Origin of the sequence: Nocardioides alpinus (genome assembly GCF_900112035.1) — a bacterium.
GTDB classification, from domain to species: domain Bacteria; phylum Actinomycetota; class Actinomycetes; order Propionibacteriales; family Nocardioidaceae; genus Nocardioides; species Nocardioides alpinus.
In genome coordinates this window covers 45609-67653 of record NZ_FOKC01000005.1, presented here as the reverse complement: position 1 = coordinate 67653, position 22045 = coordinate 45609, and the positions used below count along the sequence as shown (strand labels likewise).

The 22045-nt window shown below is 72.0% G+C and carries 20 protein-coding genes; 5 read left to right on the top strand and 15 right to left on the bottom strand.

Annotation, left to right across the window (positions count from 1 at the left end; translation table 11 throughout):
* The first annotated feature begins 32 nt into the window (after positions 1–32).
* Positions 33–914 carry an Fpg/Nei family DNA glycosylase gene (locus BM127_RS11800; RefSeq protein WP_091198875.1) on the top strand — a complete coding sequence of 294 codons (882 nt, stop codon included), beginning with the start codon at positions 33–35 and terminating at the stop codon, positions 912–914.
* Positions 915–1019: 105 nt separating this feature from the next.
* Here the strand turns inward: BM127_RS11800 and BM127_RS11795 are convergent, their stop codons facing one another.
* The 3 genes from BM127_RS11795 to aat form a co-directional block, all read right to left on the bottom strand.
* A complete protein-coding gene (locus tag BM127_RS11795) occupies positions 1020–1409 on the bottom strand; it encodes a hypothetical protein (RefSeq protein ID WP_091198874.1) in 390 nt (129 codons plus the stop codon).
* A gap of 95 nt (positions 1410–1504) precedes the next feature.
* On the bottom strand, positions 1505–2005 hold the full coding sequence (locus BM127_RS11790; RefSeq protein ID WP_091198872.1) for a hypothetical protein: 501 nt from the start codon (positions 2003–2005) through the stop codon (positions 1505–1507).
* A 61-nt stretch (positions 2006–2066) separates the two neighbouring features.
* Entirely contained in the window at positions 2067–2753 is a 687-nt protein-coding gene (aat, locus tag BM127_RS11785) for a leucyl/phenylalanyl-tRNA--protein transferase (RefSeq protein WP_091198870.1), read from the bottom strand.
* Positions 2754–2789: 36 nt separating this feature from the next.
* Between aat and BM127_RS11780 the strand changes: the two genes are divergently transcribed.
* The gene (locus tag BM127_RS11780) at positions 2790–3467 is read left to right on the top strand and encodes an EcsC family protein (protein ID WP_091198868.1); all 678 of its coding nucleotides are present in this window, start codon (positions 2790–2792) and stop codon (positions 3465–3467) included.
* Between the two features lie 64 nt (positions 3468–3531).
* Here the strand turns inward: BM127_RS11780 and BM127_RS11775 are convergent, their stop codons facing one another.
* The 10 genes from BM127_RS11775 to BM127_RS11730 form a co-directional block, all read right to left on the bottom strand.
* Positions 3532–4113: a GNAT family N-acetyltransferase gene (locus tag BM127_RS11775; RefSeq protein ID WP_091199163.1), complete on the bottom strand. Its 582-nt coding sequence runs from the start codon at positions 4111–4113 to the stop codon at positions 3532–3534.
* Between the two features lie 57 nt (positions 4114–4170).
* A complete protein-coding gene (locus BM127_RS11770; protein ID WP_091198865.1) occupies positions 4171–4863 on the bottom strand; it encodes a GAF and ANTAR domain-containing protein in 693 nt (230 codons plus the stop codon).
* Positions 4864–4969: 106 nt separating this feature from the next.
* Positions 4970–6160 carry a hypothetical protein gene (locus BM127_RS11765; RefSeq protein ID WP_091198863.1) on the bottom strand — a complete coding sequence of 397 codons (1191 nt, stop codon included), beginning with the start codon at positions 6158–6160 and terminating at the stop codon, positions 4970–4972.
* Positions 6157–7305 (bottom strand): hypothetical protein, encoded by a 1149-nt coding sequence (locus BM127_RS11760; RefSeq protein WP_091198861.1) that lies wholly within the window; start codon positions 7303–7305, stop codon positions 6157–6159. Before BM127_RS11760 ends, BM127_RS11765 begins: the two co-directional genes overlap by 4 nt.
* Positions 7302–8387, bottom strand: coding sequence for a hypothetical protein (locus BM127_RS11755; RefSeq protein ID WP_091198859.1), 1086 nt, complete (start codon positions 8385–8387; stop codon positions 7302–7304). Before BM127_RS11755 ends, BM127_RS11760 begins: the two co-directional genes overlap by 4 nt.
* 119 nt (positions 8388–8506) lie before the next feature.
* The gene (locus BM127_RS11750; protein WP_091198857.1) at positions 8507–9439 is read right to left on the bottom strand and encodes a hydroxymethylglutaryl-CoA lyase; all 933 of its coding nucleotides are present in this window, start codon (positions 9437–9439) and stop codon (positions 8507–8509) included.
* The gene (locus BM127_RS11745) at positions 9436–11349 is read right to left on the bottom strand and encodes an ATP-binding protein (protein WP_091198855.1); all 1914 of its coding nucleotides are present in this window, start codon (positions 11347–11349) and stop codon (positions 9436–9438) included. The genes BM127_RS11750 and BM127_RS11745 overlap by 4 nt, the downstream gene beginning before the upstream one ends.
* Before the next feature lie 174 nt (positions 11350–11523).
* Positions 11524–13110, bottom strand: a complete 1587-nt coding sequence (locus BM127_RS11740; RefSeq protein WP_269800906.1) for a carboxyl transferase domain-containing protein — start codon at positions 13108–13110, stop codon at positions 11524–11526.
* A 39-nt stretch (positions 13111–13149) separates the two neighbouring features.
* Entirely contained in the window at positions 13150–14340 is a 1191-nt protein-coding gene (locus tag BM127_RS11735) for a sensor histidine kinase (RefSeq protein WP_091198851.1), read from the bottom strand.
* Complete coding sequence (locus BM127_RS11730; protein WP_091199161.1) at positions 14337–15032, bottom strand: response regulator transcription factor; 696 nt, start codon at positions 15030–15032, stop codon at positions 14337–14339. Before BM127_RS11730 ends, BM127_RS11735 begins: the two co-directional genes overlap by 4 nt.
* A 400-nt stretch (positions 15033–15432) precedes the next feature.
* On the opposite strand from BM127_RS11730, the gene BM127_RS11725 reads away from it, so the two are divergent.
* Together BM127_RS11725 and BM127_RS11720 are read left to right on the top strand one after the other, a co-directional pair.
* Complete coding sequence (locus BM127_RS11725) at positions 15433–15984, top strand: SACE_7040 family transcriptional regulator (RefSeq protein ID WP_091198849.1); 552 nt, start codon at positions 15433–15435, stop codon at positions 15982–15984.
* 46 nt (positions 15985–16030) lie between these two features.
* Positions 16031–16543, top strand: a complete 513-nt coding sequence (locus tag BM127_RS11720) for a ferritin (RefSeq protein ID WP_091198847.1) — start codon at positions 16031–16033, stop codon at positions 16541–16543.
* A gap of 9 nt (positions 16544–16552) precedes the next feature.
* Here the strand turns inward: BM127_RS11720 and BM127_RS11715 are convergent, their stop codons facing one another.
* Positions 16553–17293: an SWIM zinc finger family protein gene (locus tag BM127_RS11715; protein WP_175507384.1), complete on the bottom strand. Its 741-nt coding sequence runs from the start codon at positions 17291–17293 to the stop codon at positions 16553–16555.
* The gene (locus BM127_RS11710; protein ID WP_091198843.1) at positions 17290–19989 is read right to left on the bottom strand and encodes a DEAD/DEAH box helicase; all 2700 of its coding nucleotides are present in this window, start codon (positions 19987–19989) and stop codon (positions 17290–17292) included. Before BM127_RS11710 ends, BM127_RS11715 begins: the two co-directional genes overlap by 4 nt.
* Positions 19990–20437: 448 nt before the next feature.
* Between BM127_RS11710 and BM127_RS11705 the strand changes: the two genes are divergently transcribed.
* Entirely contained in the window at positions 20438–21940 is a 1503-nt protein-coding gene (locus BM127_RS11705; protein ID WP_091199159.1) for a DHA2 family efflux MFS transporter permease subunit, read from the top strand.
* Positions 21941–22045 lie beyond the last annotated feature (105 nt).

Here is a 22045-nt window from a genome sequence, read left to right as displayed (position 1 = left end):
CGGCGCACACAATCTTGCCTAGACTCGGGGTCGTGCCCGAGCTGCCGGAGGTCGAAGCCCTCGTCCATGACCTGCGCGGACGCCTGGTGGGCCGGGCGATCAGCCGGATCGACCTCACCGCGTTCAGCGCCCTCAAGACCTTCGACCCGCCGCTCCACGCGCTGCACGGCACCCTCGTCGACGAGGTGACGCGGCACGGCAAGTTCCTCGACATCGACGCCAGCGGCGTGCACCTCGTGATCCACCTGGCGCGCGCTGGCTGGATCCGGTGGCGCGAGGAGGTCCCGGCGCTGCCGGCCCGGCCCAACACCAAGAACCCGCTGGCTGCGCGCATCGTCATCGACGACCCCGACCGCGACACCCAGCCTGGCCTCGACATCACCGAGGCGGGCACCAAGAAGGGCCTCGCGATCTACGTCGTGCGCGACCCCGCGGACGTGCCCGGCGTGGCCCGCCTCGGGCCCGACCCGCTGGCCGAGGCGTTCACCATCGAGGCCCTCCGGACGATCCTGGAGGCGGAGGGTCGCAAGCAGATCAAGGGCGTCATGCGGATGCAGTCGATCATCGCCGGCATCGGCAACGCCTACAGCGACGAGATCCTGCACGCCGCCCGGATGTCGCCGTTCAAGCCGGCCAACAGTCTCGACGAGACCGAGCTGCAGACGTTGTACGACGCCATCCGCGGCACGCTGGGCGAGGCGGTCCAGCGCTCGAGCGGGCTCGCCGCCAGCGAGCTCAAGGGCGAGAAGAAGAGCAACCTCGCGGTCCACGGCCGGACCGGCCAGAAGTGTCCCGTGTGCGGTGACGTCGTGCGCGAGGTGTCGTTCGCCGACTCGAGCCTGCAGTACTGCGCGACCTGCCAGACCGGCGGCAAGCCGCTCGCAGACCGTCGGATGTCGCGCCTGCTGAAGTGAGCGGCACCCGCTGAGGACGACAGTCGGGTGCGGGTCGGACTCACCCCCGTGAAGCCCGACCGGCACCCGGCAGCGTCAAGAGTACCTTGACGGGTGACGATCGTGTCACGCAGTGGCGCTCTTGTCTCCTGATTTCTTCGCGAAGCGCTCCCAGGCCGCTTGGCGCGAGACGCCCAGGACGCGGCCGATCTCGGCCCACGAGATGTTGCGCTCGCGGAGCATGTCGACCCACTCCTGGGCGAAGGCGACGTTCTGCTCGGCCGACGCGAGGATCTGGGGCAGCGTGGCGACGAGCTCGGTGGTGGACATCCGGTCCCACGGCATGGTGCGACGCACGGAGCTGGTGCGCTCCTCGTCGTGCACGATCGCGTGGAACTCGTCGATGCAGGAGGTGCAGATCTGCGCACCCAGGCCACCGACCAGGTCGACGTCGGTGCCGGGTCCCCCGGACGTGCCACAGAAGGAGCAGAGCCTGCCCTCGCGCTTGATCGCCATACGGTCCTCACACTCCCTCGTGCTGTCGATGCTACTCGCACGTCCGCGATCTGGGTCGGTGTACGCCGAGACGGCCCCGCCCCGGCGCCGTCACGTCACTCGGTCGAGCCCGGCAGCTCCGGCATCTCGGGGAGCTCGAGGTCGTCCATCGGGTTGCCGCACTTCTCCGTCAGGTAGTCGGAGAAGGCAGCCGCCTGCTCCTTCACCTCGGCGGACGCGTCCTTGCCACCCTGCTCGAGCTCCTCGAGCTTCTCGACGGAGAAGTCGTCGGCATTGATGTCCCTGGCCTGCTGGACGACCGCCTCGAACCCGGCGCGCGCGTCGTCCGGGATGTCATCGGGGGTGCCGACCTCCTCGAGCTTCTTGCCCCAGTTCTTGACGGCCGCGGCCATCTCGTCGTTGGTCGGGACCTGGGGGTTGGTCATGTCGTCGGGAAGCAGGTCCTCGAGGAGGCTCGACTGCGTGTCGCAGAAGGACGTCTCGCTCGCGTCGGTCGGGGCGCCGCCCCCGCCGCCGCTGTCGCCGCCGCACGCCGACGTCACGGCTCCGACCAGGAGGACCGCCGTGGTGACGGAGATGCGCGTACGGATGTTCATGGTTTCCCCTTCGCCCGGGACGCTGCCGCGTCCACCCGGGCCCACCCTTGCGCGATCTCCGTCAATCGTCCACATCGAGCAGCGCCGGCAGCGGGACCGACAGGGCCTGCTCCAGGGCCTCGAGGTACTCCGCGCGCGGACGTCGTACGACCCCGAGCGAGGCCAGGTGCGGGGTCTGCCACTGCACGTCGAGCACCCTCCGGTCGGCGTACTGGTCGCTGAGCAGGTCCACCAGGGCGAGCAGTGCGACCTTCGACGCGTCGCGCTCGTGGTGGAACATCGACTCGCCGGCGAAGAGGCCGCCGATGCTGACGCCGTAGAGGCCGCCCGCCAGGCGCCCGTCGCGCCACGCCTCGACGGAGTGGGCCCAGCCGAGCCGGTGCAGCCGGCCGTAGGCGCGGGCGAACGCGGGGGTGATCCAGCCGTCGGCGCGGTCCGGGCTGCCGCACCGGGCGACCACCTCGTCGAACGCGGTGTCGACGCGGACCTCGAAGTCGCGCGCCGAGCGGCGCAGCGAGCGCGAGACGCGCATCTCGTCGAGCGGCAGCACGCCGCGCTCCACCGGCGAGAACCAGCCGAGCTGGTCCTCGGCGTCCATCGTGACCGGCATCGGGAAGAGGCCGCCGGAGTACGCCGTGATCAGCGTGCCCGGCTCCAGGTCGGCGCCGAGGGCGACCAGGTCGTCGTCGGGGTCCCACGTCGAGTGGTGGGGAAACCCCCACGGCGTCGGGGCGGGAGCTGTCGGCACACCCCTCACGCTAGCGACTGACCGTACGATCGGGGCATGGGTGTGATGCAGACCGTCGGCCGCCAGCTCGGGCCGCGAATCCAGGAGATCGCTCCGGGACTGACGACGGGGTTCGTGCGGGAGGCGCTCAACCGGGCCATCGACGGCGTCGGACCCCTCGTGCCGGCTGCCGTGGCGGCCGACAAGCAGCTGGCCGAGCAGCGCGGCGACGTCGAGCGCGCGATCCACGAGGTCATCGAGAACCACGTGCGCTTCGCCGGCGCCCAGGGCTTCGCCACCAACGTCGGCGGCCTGGTGACGATGGCGCTCACCATCCCGGCCAACATCAGCGGCCTTGCGCTCATCCAGTGCCGGATGGTCGCCGGCATCGCGCACCTGCGCGGCCACGACCTGACCGACCCGCGCGTGCGCAACGCGATCCTCGCCCTGCTGCTCGGTGAGGAGCAGGTCGACGACATGGTCACGAAGAAGAAGCTGCCGACGACCCCGATGGGCCTGGCCACCGCACCGGCGCACGACCCGACGCTCGACGGCGTGATCTCCTCGATCGTCGCGACCGACCTCCTCACCCGCGTCGCCGGCAAGCGGCTCGCGAGCACGGTCGGGCGCCGGGTGCCGGTCGTCGGCGGGGTCGTCGGGATGGGAGCCGACGGCTACGGGACGTGGAAGATCGGGCGCTACGCCGACCGCGAGCTGCTGCCGCGCCGGCGCTGACGGCCGCCCGCGACGACAGCGCGCTCGCGACACAGATCGTGGAGCTCGTGAGCCGTCTGCTGGCTCAGGAGCTCCGTGCTCCCGCGGGAGCACGAGCCGCCCACTCGTCGGCGAGGATCGCGTAGCCCACCTCGTCCAGCCACCCGAGCTCGTCGTGCCACAGCGCTTGGCGGGAGAGCCGCTCGCGGCGCATCCCGGCCGACTCCAGGATCCGCACCGACGCCGGGTTGTCGGCGTACGCCGCTGCCGTGACGCGGCGGAGCCCGAGCCCGTCGAAGGCGGCCTGCAGCAGCACCCGTGCGGTCGCCCTCCCGATGCCCTGACCCGTGTAGCGCGGGTCGACGATGTAGCCGATCAGGCCGTCGGTGCCGGTGGGGGCGCCGTCCTGGCCGGGGCCGTCGACGACGTCGAGGAAGCCCATCGCCACCACCCGGCCGGCGCGCTCGACGACGCAGGAGAACTCCGTCGGGCTCTCCGGCACGGCGAGCCAGTCCCTGCGCAGCTCCTCCGGTTCGACGTGGGTCCGCACCATGAAGCGGTTGACGTCCGGGTCGTTGCGGAAGGACAGCAGGGCGTCGAGGTCCTGCTCGACCGCCTCCCGGAAGAGGAGGTCGTCGAGGCGGATCGGCCAGGGAGTCGTGTGCACGGGCAGAGCGTCGCAGCCCGGGACCGTGTCGGCCACGGGTTTACGACCCGCGCGACCTCATGACGCGTGGTCGGTGTTGCCCACGTCCACGAGCTCCTGCGCCACTGCGCGCAGCTTGATGTTGGCGTGCGACGAGGCACGGACGAGGAACGCGAAGGCGCGGTCCTCGTTCATGTCGTAGCGCTCCATGAGGATCCCGATGGCCTGCCCGATGGCCCGTCGGGTCTCCAGCCCCTCGGTGAAGGTCTCCCGCTCCTGGGCGTGCCCGAGGGCGATGGCGGCGTGGGTGGCGAAGAGCCGCGCCAGCGCCCGCGCGTCCTCGCTCACCTCGTCGTGGACCGTCGAGTAGAAGTTGATGCCACCCAGCGTCCCGCTGTCGAGGTACAGCTTGACCGCGAGCTGCGAGCGGACGCCCGCCCCGAGTGCCTGCGGGACGTACCGGGGCCAGCGTTGCTCGTCTCGCAGGTGGGAGACGCTGACCGCGTCGTCACCCTGCAGCACGGCCGAGCAGGGGCCCTCGCGCAGGTCGTACTGCAGCGCGTCGAGGCGGAGCACGAGGTCGCCGGTGAAGGCCCGGGTCTCGATCTCGCCCTTCCTCGCGAGCGTCGCGATGCCGACGTGCTCGAAGCCCGGCACCGAGTTGCAGGCCACCTCGACGATCGTCTGGAGCGTGTCGGCGAGGCTGCGCGGCTTGTTGAGCGTACGGGCGGCTTCGTCGATGGACTGGGCGAAGTCCGATGCAGCGGGCATGAAGGCTCTTTCGCGTGCCACGGGAGCGAGGCACACAGAGAGGCGCTCATCACGAGACGCTGCAGACCAACCGGCGACCGGGAGCGGGCGCGCGAGTGCGGCCAGACTAGCCCCGGCCGCGCATCCGCCGGTAGGCGTCCAGCGTCCCTCGGCCGGCGGGGCTGTCCTCCAGTGTGGTGACCACCTTGCGCCGGACCTTGTAGGACGTCGTCATCCGTGCGCGGTCGCGCTCCTCGTGCGCCTCCCGCAGCTCCTCGTGGAGGCGCTCCTCCACGGCGCGCAGTCGTGCGGCCTCCACCAGCAGGGCGCCGATCGCGTCGAGGGCCGGCGGAAGCAGGACCTCCGCGGACGCGGTGTCGGGGTCGGCGAAGGTGCCGAGGTCGGGGCCGAGGAGGTCGTCCAGCGAGCCGGCCACGTCGTAACCGCGCTCGGCGAGCAGCGCCACCCAGCTCCGGGACAGGTCCTGCGCCCAGGCGTGGTCGTCGGGCGCGAGCCCGAGACGGGCCGAGGCGACGCTGCGCGAGAGCGTCTGGTGGGCCAGCAGCTCGCGCACCAGCGGCCGGTAGTCGGGCGGCGAGAGGATCGAGGTGACCCGCTGGTTGATGGTGCGCAGCAGCGACGTCTCGGGCACGCCGAGGGACGGGTTCTCCCGCTCTGCGGTGAGGTCGAGCGGCAGGTCGTCGAGGCCGAAGGTGTGGGAGAAGCGGCGCCACAGCTCACCGCGGTCCGAGCCGGACGGCGGCACGGTCACCAGGTGCACGTGCTCGGCCGGCAGCGAGGCGCCCCACCTGTCGAGGATGTCGGGGACCTCCTGCACCGCCCAGAACCACGACCCGATCTTCGACTCGCGCCCGGGGTCGCGCACGGTCTCGAGGAACCGGGCGTAGGTGATGTGGCTGCGGTGCTTGACGTTCTCCTGCCACTCCGCCGGGATCTGGCGGACCAGGTCGCGCACGGACAGCACGAGGTGGACCTCGGCGTCGCCGAGCGAGGCGAGCGCGCGCTCGACCTGCGTGGGGGTGGCCCGCGCGAAGATCTCGTGGCTGATGATCGAGGTGCCGTGCCAGTCGCGGACCTCGGCGGACAGCCGGTCCCAGGACCCGACGGCCTCGGTCTCGAGCCCGCCCCACGGCAGGGTCATGAGGTCCAGCGCCGCCAGGAAGTGCGCGTCGAAGCGGTCCGCGGGATAGAGGATGTCGTGCTCGCGCAGGGTCGCCTGGTTGCGGAACAGCACGTCCTGGAGGTAGGACGTGCCGGTCTTGGGGCAGCCCACGTGCAGCAGCACTCGTCTGCTCACTGCTCCACCTGCCTCTCCACCTCGTGCGGCCTGCGGCCTCCGGCTCGCCAGCCCGTGTCGACGACCATCCGGATCGCCAGGTCCAGCACCTGCCGGTCGTCGGCGCCGCCGGAGCCGCCCGCGGCTGAGGCCGTACGGGGCGCCAGGTCGGCGAGGTCGCCGACGACAGAGTAGCCAGCACGCGACAGGCCCCGGGACATCCGCTCCGCGGACGCGGCCACCCAGTCCCGCTCGCGGGACGGTACGCCGATGGGCGCGACGCCACTGGCCGGGATCCGCTGCTGCAGCGTGCGCATCAGCGCCGGGCGCTCGGCCGCCGGCACCCGGAGGCCGACGACGGCGGCCACGCGGCGCGCCAGCTCGGCCTGGTCGGCGCCCGGCACCCGGACCTCCGGCAGGCGTCGTACGCCGACCTGGCGGGGCAGGAGGTCGAGGTCGGTGACGATCCGGACGAACGGACGACGGCCGTTCCAGCGGCGTACGGAGGCGAGCAGGTCAGCACGCGGGGGCAGCTGGTCGCGCCCCCGCCAGAAGCGCAGCCACTCCGGCCACGGCATCGTGCCGGTCTCGAAGCAGCGCTGGGTCCAGGTGCGGGCCAGCAGGTCGTCGAGCGGTGCGCCGACGGCGACCACGAAGGGCCGGGGACCACCCTCGGGGCGGCCACGGGCGAGCAGGTCCGCGCGGAGAGTGCCCACCACGACGGGGTCGCCGACGAGGCGGAACCGGAGCCGCCAGGGCCGGGCCCAGGTGGTCCGGACCGGGTCGGGGCCGAGCGCGCCGAGGTCGTCGGCGAGCACCGCGCTCGCGACCCGCAGCAGCTCGTGGGCGCTGAGCTCCGACGGATCGACCGGGCGCGGACCGAAGCCGGGGGCGTCGAGGCCGACCAGCGGGAGGTCCGCCTTGCCCCGACCGGCGGCCGGGGCGGCGAGCACGCGGTCGGCGAGTCGAGTGCGCTCGCGGTCGTGGTCGCCGCGGGGCCGCGCACTCGACGCGAGGTTGATCCGGCGGAGCAGCTCGAGCTGCTGGGCGCCCGGCAGCGGACCCGGGGCGCGCGGGTCCGGCGACGCGTCGGACCACGCCAGCCAGGGCGTCGTACCCCCGGCGCGCAGGTGTGCGACCCAGGAGTGCGCGCGCGAGCCGGTCAACGGTCGCGCAGCCGACGGGCGGTGTCGCGCAGGCGGTCGCCGACGGAGTCGGACCCGGCGCCCTTGGCCGCCTCCTGCGTCATCACCGTCAGCGCGTCGAGCGCCGCACCGAGCTCGAGCTTGGCGCGGACCCGGTCGGGGTCGCGCCACTTCTCGTCGGCCGCGGGCCGGCGCGGCCGCAGGTCCTCCACGTCACCGATGACGTCGACGCCGCTGCCCTTGATCCAGTCGATCCAGAGCTCGGCCCGCTCCTCGGCGAAGTCGTAGCGGTCGGGCGGCAGGCGCACCGGCAGGGCCTTGCGGGAGACCAGCACCTCCTGCGCGAGCAGCTCGCGGATGAGGGCGTCGTAGGCGGGTTCGCGCCACAGGCCGAGCTCGAGGCGCCGGTTGAGCTTGCGCAGCAGCGACGTCTCGGCGATGCCCAGCGAGCGGTTGTCGCGCTCGGAGTCGAGCGGTGCCCACGCCGGGTCGATGCCGAACGCGCGGCAGAACCGGAGCCACAGCTCGTCGCCGTTGGGACCGCGGTCGTGCGGGACGGTGACGACGTGGACGCGCTCGGGCGGCAGCTTCGCGCCCCACTGCGAGAGCACCCGCGGCAGGTCCATCGCGTTGAAGAACCACGTCTGGCCGCGCTCGACCTTGGTGAGGAAGCGCTTGAAGGGCCACTTGCGCCCCTGCTTGATCGACTCCTGCCAGGCAGCGGGCAGCTGGCGGCCGAGGTCGCGGGCCGAGTAGACGATGTGGATCTCGCTGCCGGCGAGGTCGTTCATCGCCTTGGCGATCTTGTCCGGCTTGGCCCCGGCGAGGATCTCGTGGCTGATGACGACGTTGCCGTCGGCGCGGTTGACGCGCTTGACCATCGCGTCCCACGAACCCCGCGCGTGTCCCGGCGGCCCGCCCCAGTCCTGCTCGAGGAGGTCGAGCGCCGCGCGGAAGTGGAACATGTCGGAGCGCCCCCCGCGCGGTGACGGCACCGTCACGCCGTGGCGCGCGAGCGACGGGGCGTTGAGCAGCAGCCGGTCCTGGAGGTAGGTCGTCCCGGTCTTGGGGGCGCCGATGTGGAGGTGGACGACGCGGCTCATGGCGCTGATTGTGCCAGTCATCCGGCCGCCACCGGCCGCTGGTTGAGCAGGGACGAAGTCCCGTGTCGAAACCGAGGCTCACGTGCGCTCGGTTTCGACACGCTCGCTTCGCTCGCTGCTCAACCAGCACTGCCACCCAGTGCTCGTACGACGGCGCTCGGGCTCGGGCGACCCAGCTGGCCGGCCATCCAGACGCTGGTGGCGACGACGGCGTCGAGGTCGACACCGTGGTCGATCCCGAGGCCGGTCAGCATCCAGACCAGGTCCTCGGTGGCGAGGTTGCCGGTGGCCGACTTCGCGTAGGGGCAACCACCGAGGCCGCCCGCACTCGCGTCGAAGGTGGTGATCCCCGCCTGCAGCGCGGAGAGGGTGTTGGCCAGCGCCTGGCCGTAGGTGTCGTGGAAGTGCATCGCGAGCCGGTCGGTGCCGACGCCCGCGTCGGCGAAGGCCGCGACGAGGGCCTTCACGTGTCCCGCGGTCGCGACGCCGATGGTGTCGCCGAGGCTGAGCTGGCTCGCGCCGAGGTCGAGCAGCCGGGTGCCGGCGGTGACGACCTGCTCGATCGGCACGGTGCCCTCCCACGGGTCGCCGAAGCACATCGACACGTAGGCCCGCACGTCCATCCCGGCGGCGCGGGCGCGCGCCACTGTGGGCTCGAACATCGCGAACTGCTCGTCGAAGGTGCGGTTGAGGTTCTTGGCCGCAAAGGTCTCGGTCGCGCTGCCGAAGATCGCGATGTGCTCGAGGCCGAGCTCGAGGGCGCGGTCGAGGCCGCGTTCGTTGGGCACCAGCACCGGGAGGTGGCGTCCCTCCTCGCCGAGGTCGGCCATCAGCTCCGCCGCATCGGCGAGCTGCGGGACCCACTTCGGGTGCACGAACGAGGTCGCCTCGACGATCGGCAGCCCGGCGGCGACGAGGCGGCGTACGAACTGCGCCTTCACCTCGACCGGGACGATCGCCTGCTCGTTCTGGAGTCCGTCGCGCGGACCGACCTCGTAGATCGTGACGCGCGCGGGAAGGCCGTCTGCGGGGACGGTCATGGGGAGCGTCATGACTCCTCCACCACGAAGAGCGTCGCGCCGAGCCGGACCAGGTCGCCGACACCGGCGCCGACCGTGGTGACCGTGCCGGCGAAGGGCGCCCTGAGCGCGAGCTCCATCTTCATCGCCTCCATCACACCCAGCGTCTCACCCTCGGCGACCGCCTGGCCCTCGGCGACGTTGACCGCGAGGACGGTGCCGGGCATCGGTGCCAGCAGCGTGCCGTCACCGGCCGCGGCTGCGTGGTCGCCGAACGGGTCGGGGCGCTCCCACGACCAGCGCTGCCCCCGGTGCACCACGTCGACGAGGTCGCGCTGCACGTTGAGCACGGCGTGCTCGGCGCGACCGTCGACGAGCAGGTGCACGGTGTGGTCGGCGGCCGAGACGAGGCGTACGTCGTGGGTGGTGCCGTCGTGGGTGACGGTCCCGCGGTGCCGGTCGACCACCACGAGCGCGTCGCCCAGCGTGACGGTGTCGGGGGCCGGGTCGGCGCCCATCCGCCAACCGTCGGCCTCCCACGGTCCGGTCGAGCCCGCGGTGTCGAGGAGGACCTCGGTCCAGGCCCCGAAGACCAGCGCCAGGGCGGCGTCCGGCGCGGGGACCTCGTGGTCGTCGAGCCAGGCCGTGTCGATGGTGGTGTCGCGGAACTCGTCGGAGGCAGCCAGCGCGCGCAGGAAGCCGGTGTTGGTGGTGATCCCGAGGATCGCGGTCCCGTCGAGCGCCGCGACCAGGGTCGATCGCGCGGCCTCGCGGTCGGCTCCCCAGGCGATGACCTTGCCGAGCATCGGGTCGTAGGAGGTGCTGACCTCCTGCTCCGGCTCGAGGGCGTGGTCGACGCGGACGCCATGACCCGATCCCCACCGGACGATCGACGTACGCCCTGCCTGCGGGAGGAAGCCGTGGAAGGAGTCCTCGGCATAGACCCGGGCCTCGATCGCGTGACCCTCGAGCGTGACGTCGTCCTGCTCGAAGGGGAGCGGCTCACCGGTCGCGACGAGGAGCTGGAGCGCGACGAGGTCGACGCGCTCGCTCCCCTGATCGGTCTGCACCCGGACGACCTCCTCGGTGACGGGGTGCTCGACCTGGAGGCGGGTGTTCATCTCGAGGAAGTAGAACTCGCCGGTCGCGTTGTCGAGCAGGAACTCGACCGTGCCGGCACCGGTGTAGTCGCACTGCTCGGCCAGCGCCACCGCGGCGCGGGTGATCGCAGCCCGCTGTGCGGCGTCGATCGTGGGCGCGGGCGCCTCCTCGAGCACCTTCTGGTGCCGGCGCTGGGTGGAGCAGTCGCGCTCGAAGAAGTGCCGCACGTGACCGTGGGTGTCACCGAGGACCTGCACCTCGATGTGGCGCCCGGACTCGACGTACTTCTCCACGAGCAGCGTGTCGTCACCGAAGGCCTTGAGCGACTCGCGCCGGGCCGCAGCGCACGCCTCGACGAAGTCCGGGGCCGAGCGCACGACCCGCATGCCCTTCCCGCCCCCGCCGGCCGCCGCCTTGACCAGCACCGGGTAGGCGAACGAGGCCGGGTCGGCAGCGAGGTCGTACGACGGCACGATCGGCACGCCGGCGGCCACGGCGATGTCCCGCGCCCTGTCCTTGCGACCCATCGCGTCCATCACGTCGCCGGTCGGGCCGACGAGGGTGATCCCGGCGTCGGCGAGTGCCCGCGCAAAGGGCGCGCGCTCGGACAGGAAGCCGTAGCCGGGGTGCACGAAGCCCGCGCCGCTCTCGCGCGCGGCCGCGACGACGGCGTCGATGTCGAGGTAGGACCCGACCCGCACCACCGCGTCGGCGGCCCGGACGTGCGGGGCGTCGGCATCGAGGTCGGTGTGGATCGCGACGGTCCGCCAGCCGAGGCGCTGCGCGGTGCGCATCACCCGCAGGGCGATCTCGCCGCGGTTGGCGATCAAGAGGGTGTTCATGGGTCTCCTTCTCGGGTCCTCGGTTTCGACACGGGCCTGGCGGCCCTGCTCAACCAGCGGCGCCGCTGGTCGAGCAGCGAGGAACAGGGATACGCCGCTGGTTGATCAGCGAGGAACGGGGATACGCCGCTGGTTGAGCAGCGAGGAACGAGCGTGTCGAAACCAAGGCGCCTCCTACATGCGGAAGATGCCGTACTTCGGCTCGGGGATCGGCACGTACGACGTCGCCGCGAGCGCCATGCCGAGCACCCGACGGGTGTCGGCGGGGTCGATGATCCCGTCGTCCCACAGCCGCGCGCTGGCGTAGTAGGGCGAGCCCTGGGTCTCGTACTGCTCGCGGATCGGCGCCTTGAAGGCCTCGACCGCGTCGTCGTCCTCGAGGTCGGTGCGGACGGTGGCCAGCACGGAAGCAGCCTGCTCGCCGCCCATCACCGAGATCCGCGCGTTGGGCCACATCCAGAGGAAGCGCGGGTCGTACGCGCGACCACACATGCCGTAGTTGCCGGCACCGAAGGACCCGCCGATCACGACGGTGAACTTCGGCACGACGCTGCACGCGACCGCGGTCACGAGCTTGGCCCCGTCGCGGGCGATGCCCTTGTTCTCGTACTCCCGCCCGACCATGAAGCCGGTGATGTTCTGCAGGAACACCAGCGGGATCTTGCGCTGGTTGCACAGCTCGATGAAGTGCGCGCCCTTGAGGGCCGACTCGCTGAAGAGGATGCCGTTGTTGGCGACGATCCCGACCTCGTGGCCGTGGATCCGCGCGAACCCGCACACCAGGGTGTCGCCGTAGAGCTTCTTGAACTCGTGGAACCGGCTGCCGTCGACCACGCGCCGGACCACCTCGCGCACGTCGTACGGCGTGCGGGTGTCGGTGGGGACGACGTCGTAGAGCGACTCCGGCGGGTCGTGCGGCTCCTCGACCTCGACGCTCGCCTCGCGGGCGGGCCGGGCCGGCGGCAGCGTGTCGACGATCGAGCGGACGATGGCCAGCGCGTGCGCGTCGTCCTCGGCGAGGTGGTCCACCACGCCTGAGGTGCGGGCGTGCACGTCGCCGCCGCCGAGGTCCTCGGCCGTGACGACCTCCCCGGTCGCGGCCTTCACCAGCGGCGGCCCGCCGAGGAAGATCGTGCCCTGGTTGCGCACGATGACCGTCTCGTCGGACATCGCCGGGACGTACGCGCCCCCGGCCGTGCAGGAGCCCATCACGCTGGCGATCTGCGGTATCCCCTGCGCGGACATGTTCGCCTGGTTGAAGAAGATCCGGCCGAAGTGCTCGCGGTCGGGGAAGACCTCGTCCTGCATCGGCAGGAACGCGCCACCGGAGTCGACGAGGTAGATGCAGGGCAGGTGGTTCTCGGCCGCGATCGTCTGCGCGCGCAGGTGCTTCTTGACCGTCATCGGGTAGTACGTGCCGCCCTTGACCGTGGCGTCGTTGGCCACGATCACGCACTCGCGGCCCGACACGCGGCCGATGCCGGCGACGACGCCCGCGGACGGGACGGCGTAGTCGTCGCCGCCCGGGCCACCGGCGTACATGCCGAAGGCGGCCAGCGGGCTCAGCTCGAGGAACGGGCTGCCCGGGTCGAGGAGTCGGTCGACCCGGTCACGGGCCAGCAGCTTGCCGCGGTCGGTGTGCTTCTGGCGGGCCTTCTCCGACCCGCCCTGGCGCACCCGGACCAGCCGGGCACGGAGGTCGTCGACGAGCTCGCGCATGGTCGGGGGACTCGGTGGAGAGGTGGGACGGGGCTCGGACACCGCCTCAGGTTAGCGATCGTTAACCTCCGGTGTCCATCGTCAGACGGCCGCGGGCGGGAACTCGCCCCGCAAGGTCGTGCCGCGGCCCAGTGCGGTCTCCAGCTCGAGCGTCCCGCCGGCGGCGGCGACCCGCGCCTCCATCCCGAGCAGGCCGCCGACGTCGGCCAGGCGCCGGTCGAAGCCGCGGCCGTTGTCGGAGACGCTGAACCTCAGGTGCGGCAGCCCGCGCACGGTGATCAGCACCTCGGTCGCCCCCGAGTGCTTGGCGGCGTTGGTGAGCGCCTCGAGGATGCAGAAGTACGCCGCCGCCTCCACCTGCCGGCTCGGCCGGGGGACGTCGGCGACGTCGGCGACGTCGAGGGTGACCGGCACGATCGAGCGGCGGGCGGTCGACTGGAGTGCGGCGACCAGGCCGCGCTCGGTGAGCAGCGGCGGGAAGATGCCGCGGGCCAGCTCGCGCAGCTCGAGCAGCACCTCGCGGTTGTCGGCCGCCAGCTGGCCGAGCAGCACCGACGCACCTTCCTGCCGCCCGGCCTGGAGCTCCTTGCGGGCCCGCTCGATCGTCACGCTCATCGCCAGCAGCCGCTGCTGGGCGCCGTCGTGGAGGTCGCGCTCGATGCTGCGGCGGGCGGCGTCGGCCACCTCGACGATGCGGGTGCGCGACTCGGCGAGCTGCTCGCTCTTCTCCCTCAACCGCAGGTAGGCGTCGCGGACGAGGTAGATCACGACCGCAACGCCGGCAGGCAGGGAGCAGGCGACGACGAGGGCGTTGACCCACCACAGGTCGTTGAGCGCGGTCAGTCGCCGCCACTCGCCGAGGGCGACGACGGAGGCGCTGCCGACCACGGCGACGACCATGAGCGCGCGGGTCCAGCGCGGGCTCAGGTAGGGGAAGCCCACCAGGAGCGGCACCATCGTCAGCAGCGCGGTCAGCGGGCTGAGGTTAGGCGTCGCCCACGTGCCCCCGACCGCGAACAGCAGCGACGAGAGCGTGAGCCCGCTGATCGCGGCGGGGGCGCCGTAGCGGCGGCACAGCGGCGGCGTCACCAGCATCAGCACGAGCGACACGACCATCACGGCGAGGTCGATCTCGACCGCGGTGTGCTTGAAGCCCAGCAGGTACGCCGCCCCGAGGAGGAGCGTCGCGGTCGTCAGGGCGATGAGGTTGATGCGCAGCATCCACCGGAGCGCCGGGTCGAGGCCGTCCCACCCCGACAGCGGACTCCTCATCGACGCGGCGCCACGCCGCCACCCACGCCGGCCTCGCTCAGGAAGACCAGGGTCGCCGCGACCCGGCGGTGCACCGGCGCGTCGGCGGGCAGGTCGAGCTTGGTGAGGATGGAGTTGATGTGCTTCTCCACGGCGCGGTCGGTGACGACCAGCTCGCCGGCGATCAGCGCGTTGGTCATCCCGCGCGCGACCATCGCCAGCACCTCGAGCTCGCGCGGGGTGAGCCGGTCGAGCACCGAGTCGTGGCGCCGCGAGCTCGTCGCCATCAGCGCGTCGACGACGATCTGGTCGATCACCGAACCGCCGGCGGCCACCGTGCGCAGCGCGGCCACGAGGTCGTCCACGTCGGCCACCCGCTCCTTGAGGAGGTAGCCGCGGCCGTCGCTGCCGTCGCGGATCAGGTCCAGGGCGTACTCCACGTCGGAGTACTGCGTGAGGGCGACGACGCCGATGCCGGGATGCGTGCGCCGCAGCTCCCCCGCCGCGCGGATCCCCTCGTCGGTGAAGTCGGGTGGCATCCGGATGTCGGTGAGGACCACGTCGGGGCGGTGCTCTTCGACCGAGGCCAGCAGCTCGGGGAGGTTCGTCGCGGTCGCCACCACGTCGATGTCATCGACGCCCTCGAGGAGGGCCAGGACCCCGGCCCGGAGCAGGTCGCCGTCCTCGGCCAGGACGACTCTGATCTGCGGCATGCGGGCACTGTAGCCACGGGCGATCACCCGGGTCGGTAGCACAGGCACCACACTCGGCTCGCGGCCCTTTTCGCAGAGTTCATCAAGCCCCGATCAAGCCTCTCTCAAGACGTCGCTGCGACCGTTTCACCGTGGTGCGCCCGGGTACCTTGAAGGTGGTGCTGGCACGACTGCGTGCGACCTCCGGGTCGCGCCAGACTCACCGCAGGGAAGGTGTGCTGATCGTGGGGATCAGTGGGCCGCTGCGGGGGTGCGGCCCACTGAAGGCACCAATTGGGGAGGACACACCGTGATTCCGCTTGCTATCTGGGAGGCACCGAAGCGTCACGTGACGCTTCCCTCCCCGCGTACCCCCTCGGACGGGGACGCAGACCGGTTAACAGGCACTAACCTCGATGCCGTGACCCCTCGGCGCCAGCAGATCCTCGACATCGCCGCCGAGCTCTTCGCCGCACGCGGCTTCCACGGCGTCTCGGTCGCCGACCTCGGCTCGGCGTGCGGCATCTCGGGCCCGGCGCTCTACAAGCACTTCGAGTCCAAGGACGCGATGCTCGCCGAGATGCTGGTCTCCATCAGCGAGACCCTCCTCGCCGAGGGCCGCAGCCGCGTCGACGGCGCCGACGGCCCGCGCGAGGCGCTGGAGGCGCTGGTGGAGTGGCACATCGAGTTCGCCCTCGACCACCGCTCGCTGATCGTCGTGCAGGACCGCGACTGGAGCAGCCTCCCCGACGCCGCCCGCGAGCGGGTGCGGGCGCTGCAGCGCGCGTACGTCGACGTGTGGGCCACGCAGCTGCGCCGCTTCGACACCACGCTGAGCCCCGAGGGCTCCCGGACCCGGGCCCACGTGCTCTTCGGCCTGCTCAACTCCACCCCGCACAGCGGCCGGCTGCCCGACCCGCAGATGCACGACGTGCTCCGCGACATGGCGCACGGCGCCCTCGGTCTCGCCTGATCAGCACGCTCCATCCGCCTCCGGCCGCACCGCTAGGCTGGCGCGCATGAAGCTGAGCGACACCCTCGAGAACGCCTTCAACGCGCAGATCACCCTCGAGCTGCAGGCCTCGCTGGTCTACCGCCAGCTGGCGATCGAGCTCGAGCTGATGGACCTGCCCGGCATGGCCGCCTGGTTGCGGCACCAGGCCGACGAGGAGATCGTCCACGCCAACAAGTTCATCGACCACGTGGCCGACCGCGACAACCACCCGCGCATCGGGGCGACCATCGCACCCGGCGCGCCGGTGGACTCGGTGCTCGACGCCTTCCAGGCCGCGCTGGCCCACGAGCAGAAGGTCTCGGCCTCGATCCGCGACCTCTACCGCCTCGCCGAGTCCGAGGGCGACCTCGACTCCCGCCCGCTACTCAACTGGTTCCTCGACGAGCAGATCGAGGAGGAGGCGACGGTCAAGGAGATCGTCGGCCGGGTCAAGATGATCGACGACGACGGCCCCGGCCTGCTCCGCCTCGACGAGGAGCTCGGCGCCCGCCCGGTCGCGACGACCGAGGTCCGCTGACCCGACGCCTCACCACGCGTCGAAGGGTTGCTCCTGCTGGAGCAGCCGCGCCGCCCTGACCGCGGCGTCCTCGGCGACCACGAGGTCGTCCACCTCGTCGGGGTCGTCCGGCCCGTCGCCCGCGGGTGAGTCCCCAGGAGACTCGACGCCGAGCACCGGCGCGGAGGCGTGCGGGGTGGTGATCCGGTGGAGGTCGCGCAGCACCCGGTCGCGCGCGAGCCCCCGCAGGTGGGTCAGCACGAACGGGTCGGCCTGGATGAGCCACGCCAGCTGGGTCAGCACGGCCAGTGCGTGCGGACACGGGTCGAGCCAGGCGTCGCACGTGCAGGCCGAGCCCAGCTCCCCGCCGTACGGCAGCAGCTCGACGCCCGCCTCCTCCACTGCCTCGACGAAGGCGTGGGGCAGCTGGCCGGCGAGCAGCGCGGCGATGCGGCCCGACTCGGCCGCGACGAGCTCGGTGACCGCGGCCGCGTCGGAGGCGTCGAGCACCGGCATCGTCACCTCGACCGTGAACGCGTCGTGGCCGTCCTTGACGGCCGCCAGGGCGTGGCCGTCGGCGACCGTGATCGCGCCGACCGCCCCCGCCCGCGCGAGCGAGCGTCCGGCCCGCAGGTCGGCCGCGCTGAAGGCGGCCTCCTCGACCGCACGGAGCACCGCCTTGCTCCACCAGGTGCCGGTGCCGCCGCCTCGTCGTGCGGGGAGGCGGGGGTGCGTCGTCGCCGTGCTGGTCGGATCGGTCGCCGGAGTCATCCGGTGGTCCGCAGTTCCACGAGGTCGCGGAGCTCGGCGTTGGTAAGCTCGGTCAGGGCGGTCTCGCCGCGGGTGAGGACGGAGTCGGCGATCGAGCGCTTGCGGGTCAGCAGCTCGGCGATCTTCTCCTCGATCGTGCCCTGGGTGATCGCGCGGTGCACCTGGACCGGCCGGGTCTGGCCGATCCGGTAGGCGCGGTCGGTGGCCTGGTCCTCGACCGCGGGGTTCCACCAGCGGTCGAAGTGGATGACGTGGTCGGCCCGGGTGAGGTTGAGTCCCGTGCCGCCGGCCTTCAGCGACAGCAGGAACACCGGGAGCTCGCCGGCCTGGAACCGCGCGACCATCGCGTCGCGCTCGCGGACCGGGGTGCCACCGTGCAGGAACTGGTGCGGCACGCCGGTGCTCGCCAGGTGACGCTCGAGCAACCGGGCCATGGCGACGTACTGGGTGAAGACGAGGACGGCCCCGTCCTCGGCGATCACCGTGCCGACCAGCTCGTCGAGCAGGTCGAGCTTCTCGGACCGCCCGCGCAGCTTGGGGTTGGCCTGGCGCAGGAAGTGGGCCGGGTGGTTGCAGATCTGCTTGAGGCCGGTGAGCAGCTTGAGCACCAGCCCGCGCCGGGTCTCCTCGTCGGCCTCCTCGATGCGGCGCATCGACTCGCGCACGAGCGTCTCGTAGAGGACGACCTGCTCGCGGGTCAGCCCGAGGACGTGGTCGGTCTCGGTCTTGGCCGGCAGCTCGGGCGCGATGCCCGGGTCGGACTTGCGGCGGCGCAGCAGGAACGGGCCGATCAGGTCGGCGAACTGGCGGGCCTTGGTGGGCTCGAGCCCGGACTCGATCGGTCCCGCCCAGACCTTGCGGAAGGCGTTGCGGCTGCCGAGCAGGCCGGGGATCGCCCAGTCGAGGATCGACCAGAGCTCGGTGAGGTCGTTCTCGACCGGGGTGCCGGTCAGCGCCACCCGTGCCCTGCTCGGCACGGTGCGCAGGGCGCGGGCCGCGGCCGACCGCGAGTTCTTGATGTGCTGCGCCTCGTCGGCGACGACGAGGTCCCAGGGCACCTCGGCGAGCAGGGCCGCGTCGTTGCGCATGGTGCCGTAGGTCGTCAGGACGAAGCCGTCGGTCACGCCGTCGAGATCACGCGCGCTGCCGTGGTGGCGGCGTACGGGCACTCCGGGAGCGAAGCGGTGGATCTCGGCCTCCCAGTTGCCGAGCAGCGACGCCGGGCACACGACGAGCGTGGGTCCTTCGCCGGCGCGGTGCAGGTGGAGCGCGATCAGCGTGATCGTCTTGCCGAGGCCCATGTCGTCGGCCAGGCAGGCGCCGAGGCCCAGCGAGGTGAGCTCGGCCAGCCACGACAGGCCGCGCCGCTGGTAGTCGCGGAGCTCGGCACGGAGCCCCGGAGGTACGTCGATGGGTTCGCCGGTCGCAGCCTCGCGCAGCCGGTCGCGGACGACGAGCAGGCTCGCCCCGACCACCGCCTCGTAGGGGACCTCCTCGATGTCGACGACGCCGGTGAGGGTGGCGGCGATGGCCTGCACCGGCGTGATGGTGCGGATCAGCCGCTTGCGGGCGCGCTTGATGACGGCGGAGTCGACCGCCACCCAGTTGTCGCGCAGCTTGATGATCGGGCTGGTCGCGCGTGCCAGCTCGTCCATCTCGTCGTCGGTCAGCTCGTCGCCGTGCAGGGAGAGCTGCCACTCGAAGCCGAAGAGGGCCTGCGGTCCGAAGAGCCCGTCCTGCAGGGGCTCGCCGCGGGGCTGGGCCGCCGACCGGCGGCCCAGCTCGACCCGCTGGGTGACCTCACGGTCGAGGTACTTCGGCCACATCACGGGGTGGCCGACCTCGGTGAGCGCGGCGGCGCCCCCATCGAGGAGGGACAGGATCTCGTCGGTGTCGAGGGTGATCTCGTCGGGGATCCGCAGGTCGAGCAGCCGTTCCAGCACCGGCCACGCGTCGGCCGCGGATCGCAGCGCGATGGCGGCGTGGGTGCGGGCCCGCTCGCCGAAGCCGTGGCCGGCCTCCGGGCCCGTCTCCGCCCACAGCTCGGAGGCGTCGGCCATGTGGGCGGCGTTGTCGACCGCGTGGACCTGCGTGACCAGGCGCACCGCGCCGGCGACCAGCTCCTCCTCGTCGGCCTCGATCCGGAAGGAGATCGTCACCAGGTGCGGGCGGTCGTCGCGACCGCGGGAGCGGATCCGCGCGATCCGCTGCTGGAGCTGGTCGCTGAAGTCGTCGGGGCTGGTGTCCCGCGCAGTGGGGCGTACGGGTGCCAGCGCCCCGCGGCGTGCGCGGCCCGGCGTCGTACGGGGCATCGTGTCGACGACCGCGTCGAGCAGCCCGCGCACCATGCCCTCGGCGGTGGCCTCGTCGAATCCGTCCCACGCGCGCGAGCGAGCGAGGTCGGCGATCCGGCGCTCGTCGTCGGCGTCCAGCCCGGCCGCCTGCCAGTGCCGTCCGTCGGGGTCGGGCGCGAACCTGCCCGAGGCCACCAGCTGCAGGCCCATCAGCGCCGCGCCCGCGAGCAGCGCGACCGAGGGGTGGATGTCGCTCTGGTCGCGGACCTTGCCCAGCACCGGCAGCGCACCGCGGATCGGCATCACGATGGTGCGCCGGTCGTCAGTGAACTCGATCGAACCCTCCCGCGGCGGCTGGCCCACGAGCAGCCGGGCGGGGCCGGTCACCGGGACGAAGCTCATGCGACCTCCAGCCTGGACCTTGGTTTCGACACGCTCGCTGCGCTCGCTGCTCAACCAGCGGTGTTGCCACTCGCTCGCTGCTCAACCAGCGGTCTTGCCATGCGCTCGCTGCTCAACCAGCGGTGTTGCCACCGGCTCGCTGCTCAACCAGCGGTGTTGCCATGCGCTCGCTGCTCGACCAGCGGTCCCACGTCTCGACAGGGACCGTAACGCCTGGCACCGACACAACGTTCCCCACCGGCCGGCGTCGGCGCGCATCGCTGACCCGGGCGGAGTCTCGCACGGCTTTGTTTCGGGAGATCGACCGAGCCGACGTGATCCAGCCCACCCCGAAAAGGATTGGGTGGTTGTCCTCTGCAACCAATATCCTCAGCGGGTGACCGACACCCAGCTCCAGTCCGGCGAGACCCAGCCGGACAACTCAGACAAGCTCGACAAGAACGTGCTGATGGTGGCCGGCGTCGTCGTCCTCGGCGCCATCATGTCGATCCTCGACATCACCGTCGTCTCCGTGGCCCTCGAGACCTTCCAGCGCGAGTTCGACGCCACCGCGGCCGAGGTCGCCTGGACGATGACCGGCTACACGCTCGCCCTGGCCAGCGTCATCCCGCTGACCGGCTGGGCCGCCGACCGCTTCGGCACCAAGCGCCTCTACCTCCTCGCCGTGCTGCTCTTCACCGCCGGCTCCGTGCTGTGCGCGGCAGCGACGTCGCTGGAGATGCTGGTCCTCTTCCGCGTGCTGCAGGGCCTCGGCGGCGGCATGCTGATGCCGCTCGGCATGACGATCCTGACCCGCGCCGCGGGCCCGGAGCGCGTCGGTCGCGTCATGGCCGTGCTCGGCATCCCGATGCTCCTCGGCCCGATCTTCGGCCCGATCCTCGGCGGCGCGCTCATCGACAGCGCGTCCTGGCACTGGATCTTCCTGATCAACCTGCCGATCGGCCTCGCCGCCATCGTCTACGCCTGGATCGTCCTCCCCCAGGACGAGGTCGAGCCGTCGGAGACCTTCGACTGGCTGGGCATGGTGCTCCTGTCCCCGGGCCTCGCCGCGTTCCTCTACGGCATCAGCTCGATCCCCGAGCACGGCACCGCCACGGCCACCGAGGTCTGGCTGCCGGCGACCCTCGGCCTGCTCCTGATCGCCGCGTTCGTCCCGTGGGCCCTGGCGCGGCGCAACATCCACCCGCTGGTGGAGCTGCGCCTGTTCAAGAACAAGGACATGACCGTCGCGGTGCTCGCGATGATGCTCTTCGCGATCGCGTTCTTCGGTGCCTCGCTGCTCTTCCCGCTCTACTTCATCCAGGTCCGCGGCGAGGACGCCCTCGGCGCCGGCCTGCTGCTGGCCCCGCAGGGTGTCGGCGCGATGATCACCATGCCGATCGCCGGGATCCTGGCGGACAGGATCGGCCCCGGCAAGATCGTGCTGGTCGGCGTCACGGTGATCACCATCGGGATGGCGATGTTCACCCAGATCAGTGCGGACACGTCGTACGCCTACATGCTCGGCGCCCTCTTCGTGATGGGCCTCGGCATGGGCGGCACGATGATGCCGATCATGACCGCGGCGCTCGCGACGCTCACCGCGCACAACGTCGCCCGCGGCTCGACGCTGCTCAACATCACCCAGCAGGTCGCGGCCTCCATCGGCACCGCGCTCTTCTCGGTGATCCTCACCAACCAGATCAAGGGCAGTGACACCGCCGGCGCCTACCTCGCCGCGCGCTCGGCCGAGGGCGACCCGGGCGTGCTGGCCGGGATCGCGCAGCAGTTCGGGATGACCGCGGACCAGTTCACCGACTTCGCCGCCTCCGGCCAGGTGGCCCTCGCGGACGCGTTCGCCACGGTCTTCGTGGTGGCGACGATCCTGGTCGCGTGCTGCCTCATCCCGGCCGCCTTCCTGCCGCGCAAGAAGGTCGCCCCGGTCGACCCGACCGCGATGATGGGTCACTGACCCGCGGCTCGTCCCCGTGACCGGGCGGTCCCTTCGGGGGCCGCCCGGTCACTGCATTTCGGAGCTCGTTCGGAGGATGATGGAGAAGAACTTCTCGCGGGCTGT

Excerpts from the sequence above, each read along its gene's own strand:
- BM127_RS11795 (WP_091198874.1), bottom strand. The coding sequence starts at position 1,409 with ATGGCGATCAAGCGCGAGGGCAGGCTCTGCTCCTTCTGTGGCACGTCC.
- BM127_RS11790 (WP_091198872.1), bottom strand. The coding sequence starts at position 2,005 with ATGAACATCCGTACGCGCATCTCCGTCACCACGGCGGTCCTCCTGGTC.
- BM127_RS11780 (WP_091198868.1), top strand. The coding sequence starts at position 2,790 with ATGGGTGTGATGCAGACCGTCGGCCGCCAGCTCGGGCCGCGAATCCAG.
- BM127_RS11770 (WP_091198865.1), bottom strand. The coding sequence starts at position 4,863 with ATGCCCGCTGCATCGGACTTCGCCCAGTCCATCGACGAAGCCGCCCGT.
- BM127_RS11755 (WP_091198859.1), bottom strand. The coding sequence starts at position 8,387 with ATGAGCCGCGTCGTCCACCTCCACATCGGCGCCCCCAAGACCGGGACG.
- BM127_RS11750 (WP_091198857.1), bottom strand. The coding sequence starts at position 9,439 with ATGACGCTCCCCATGACCGTCCCCGCAGACGGCCTTCCCGCGCGCGTC.
- BM127_RS11745 (WP_091198855.1), bottom strand. The coding sequence starts at position 11,349 with ATGAACACCCTCTTGATCGCCAACCGCGGCGAGATCGCCCTGCGGGTG.
- BM127_RS11735 (WP_091198851.1), bottom strand. The coding sequence starts at position 14,340 with ATGAGGAGTCCGCTGTCGGGGTGGGACGGCCTCGACCCGGCGCTCCGG.
- BM127_RS11730 (WP_091199161.1), bottom strand. The coding sequence starts at position 15,032 with ATGCCGCAGATCAGAGTCGTCCTGGCCGAGGACGGCGACCTGCTCCGG.
- BM127_RS11720 (WP_091198847.1), top strand. The coding sequence starts at position 16,031 with ATGAAGCTGAGCGACACCCTCGAGAACGCCTTCAACGCGCAGATCACC.
- BM127_RS11715 (WP_175507384.1), bottom strand. The coding sequence starts at position 17,293 with ATGACTCCGGCGACCGATCCGACCAGCACGGCGACGACGCACCCCCGC.
- BM127_RS11710 (WP_091198843.1), bottom strand. The coding sequence starts at position 19,989 with ATGAGCTTCGTCCCGGTGACCGGCCCCGCCCGGCTGCTCGTGGGCCAG.
- BM127_RS11705 (WP_091199159.1), top strand. The coding sequence starts at position 20,438 with ATGGTGGCCGGCGTCGTCGTCCTCGGCGCCATCATGTCGATCCTCGAC.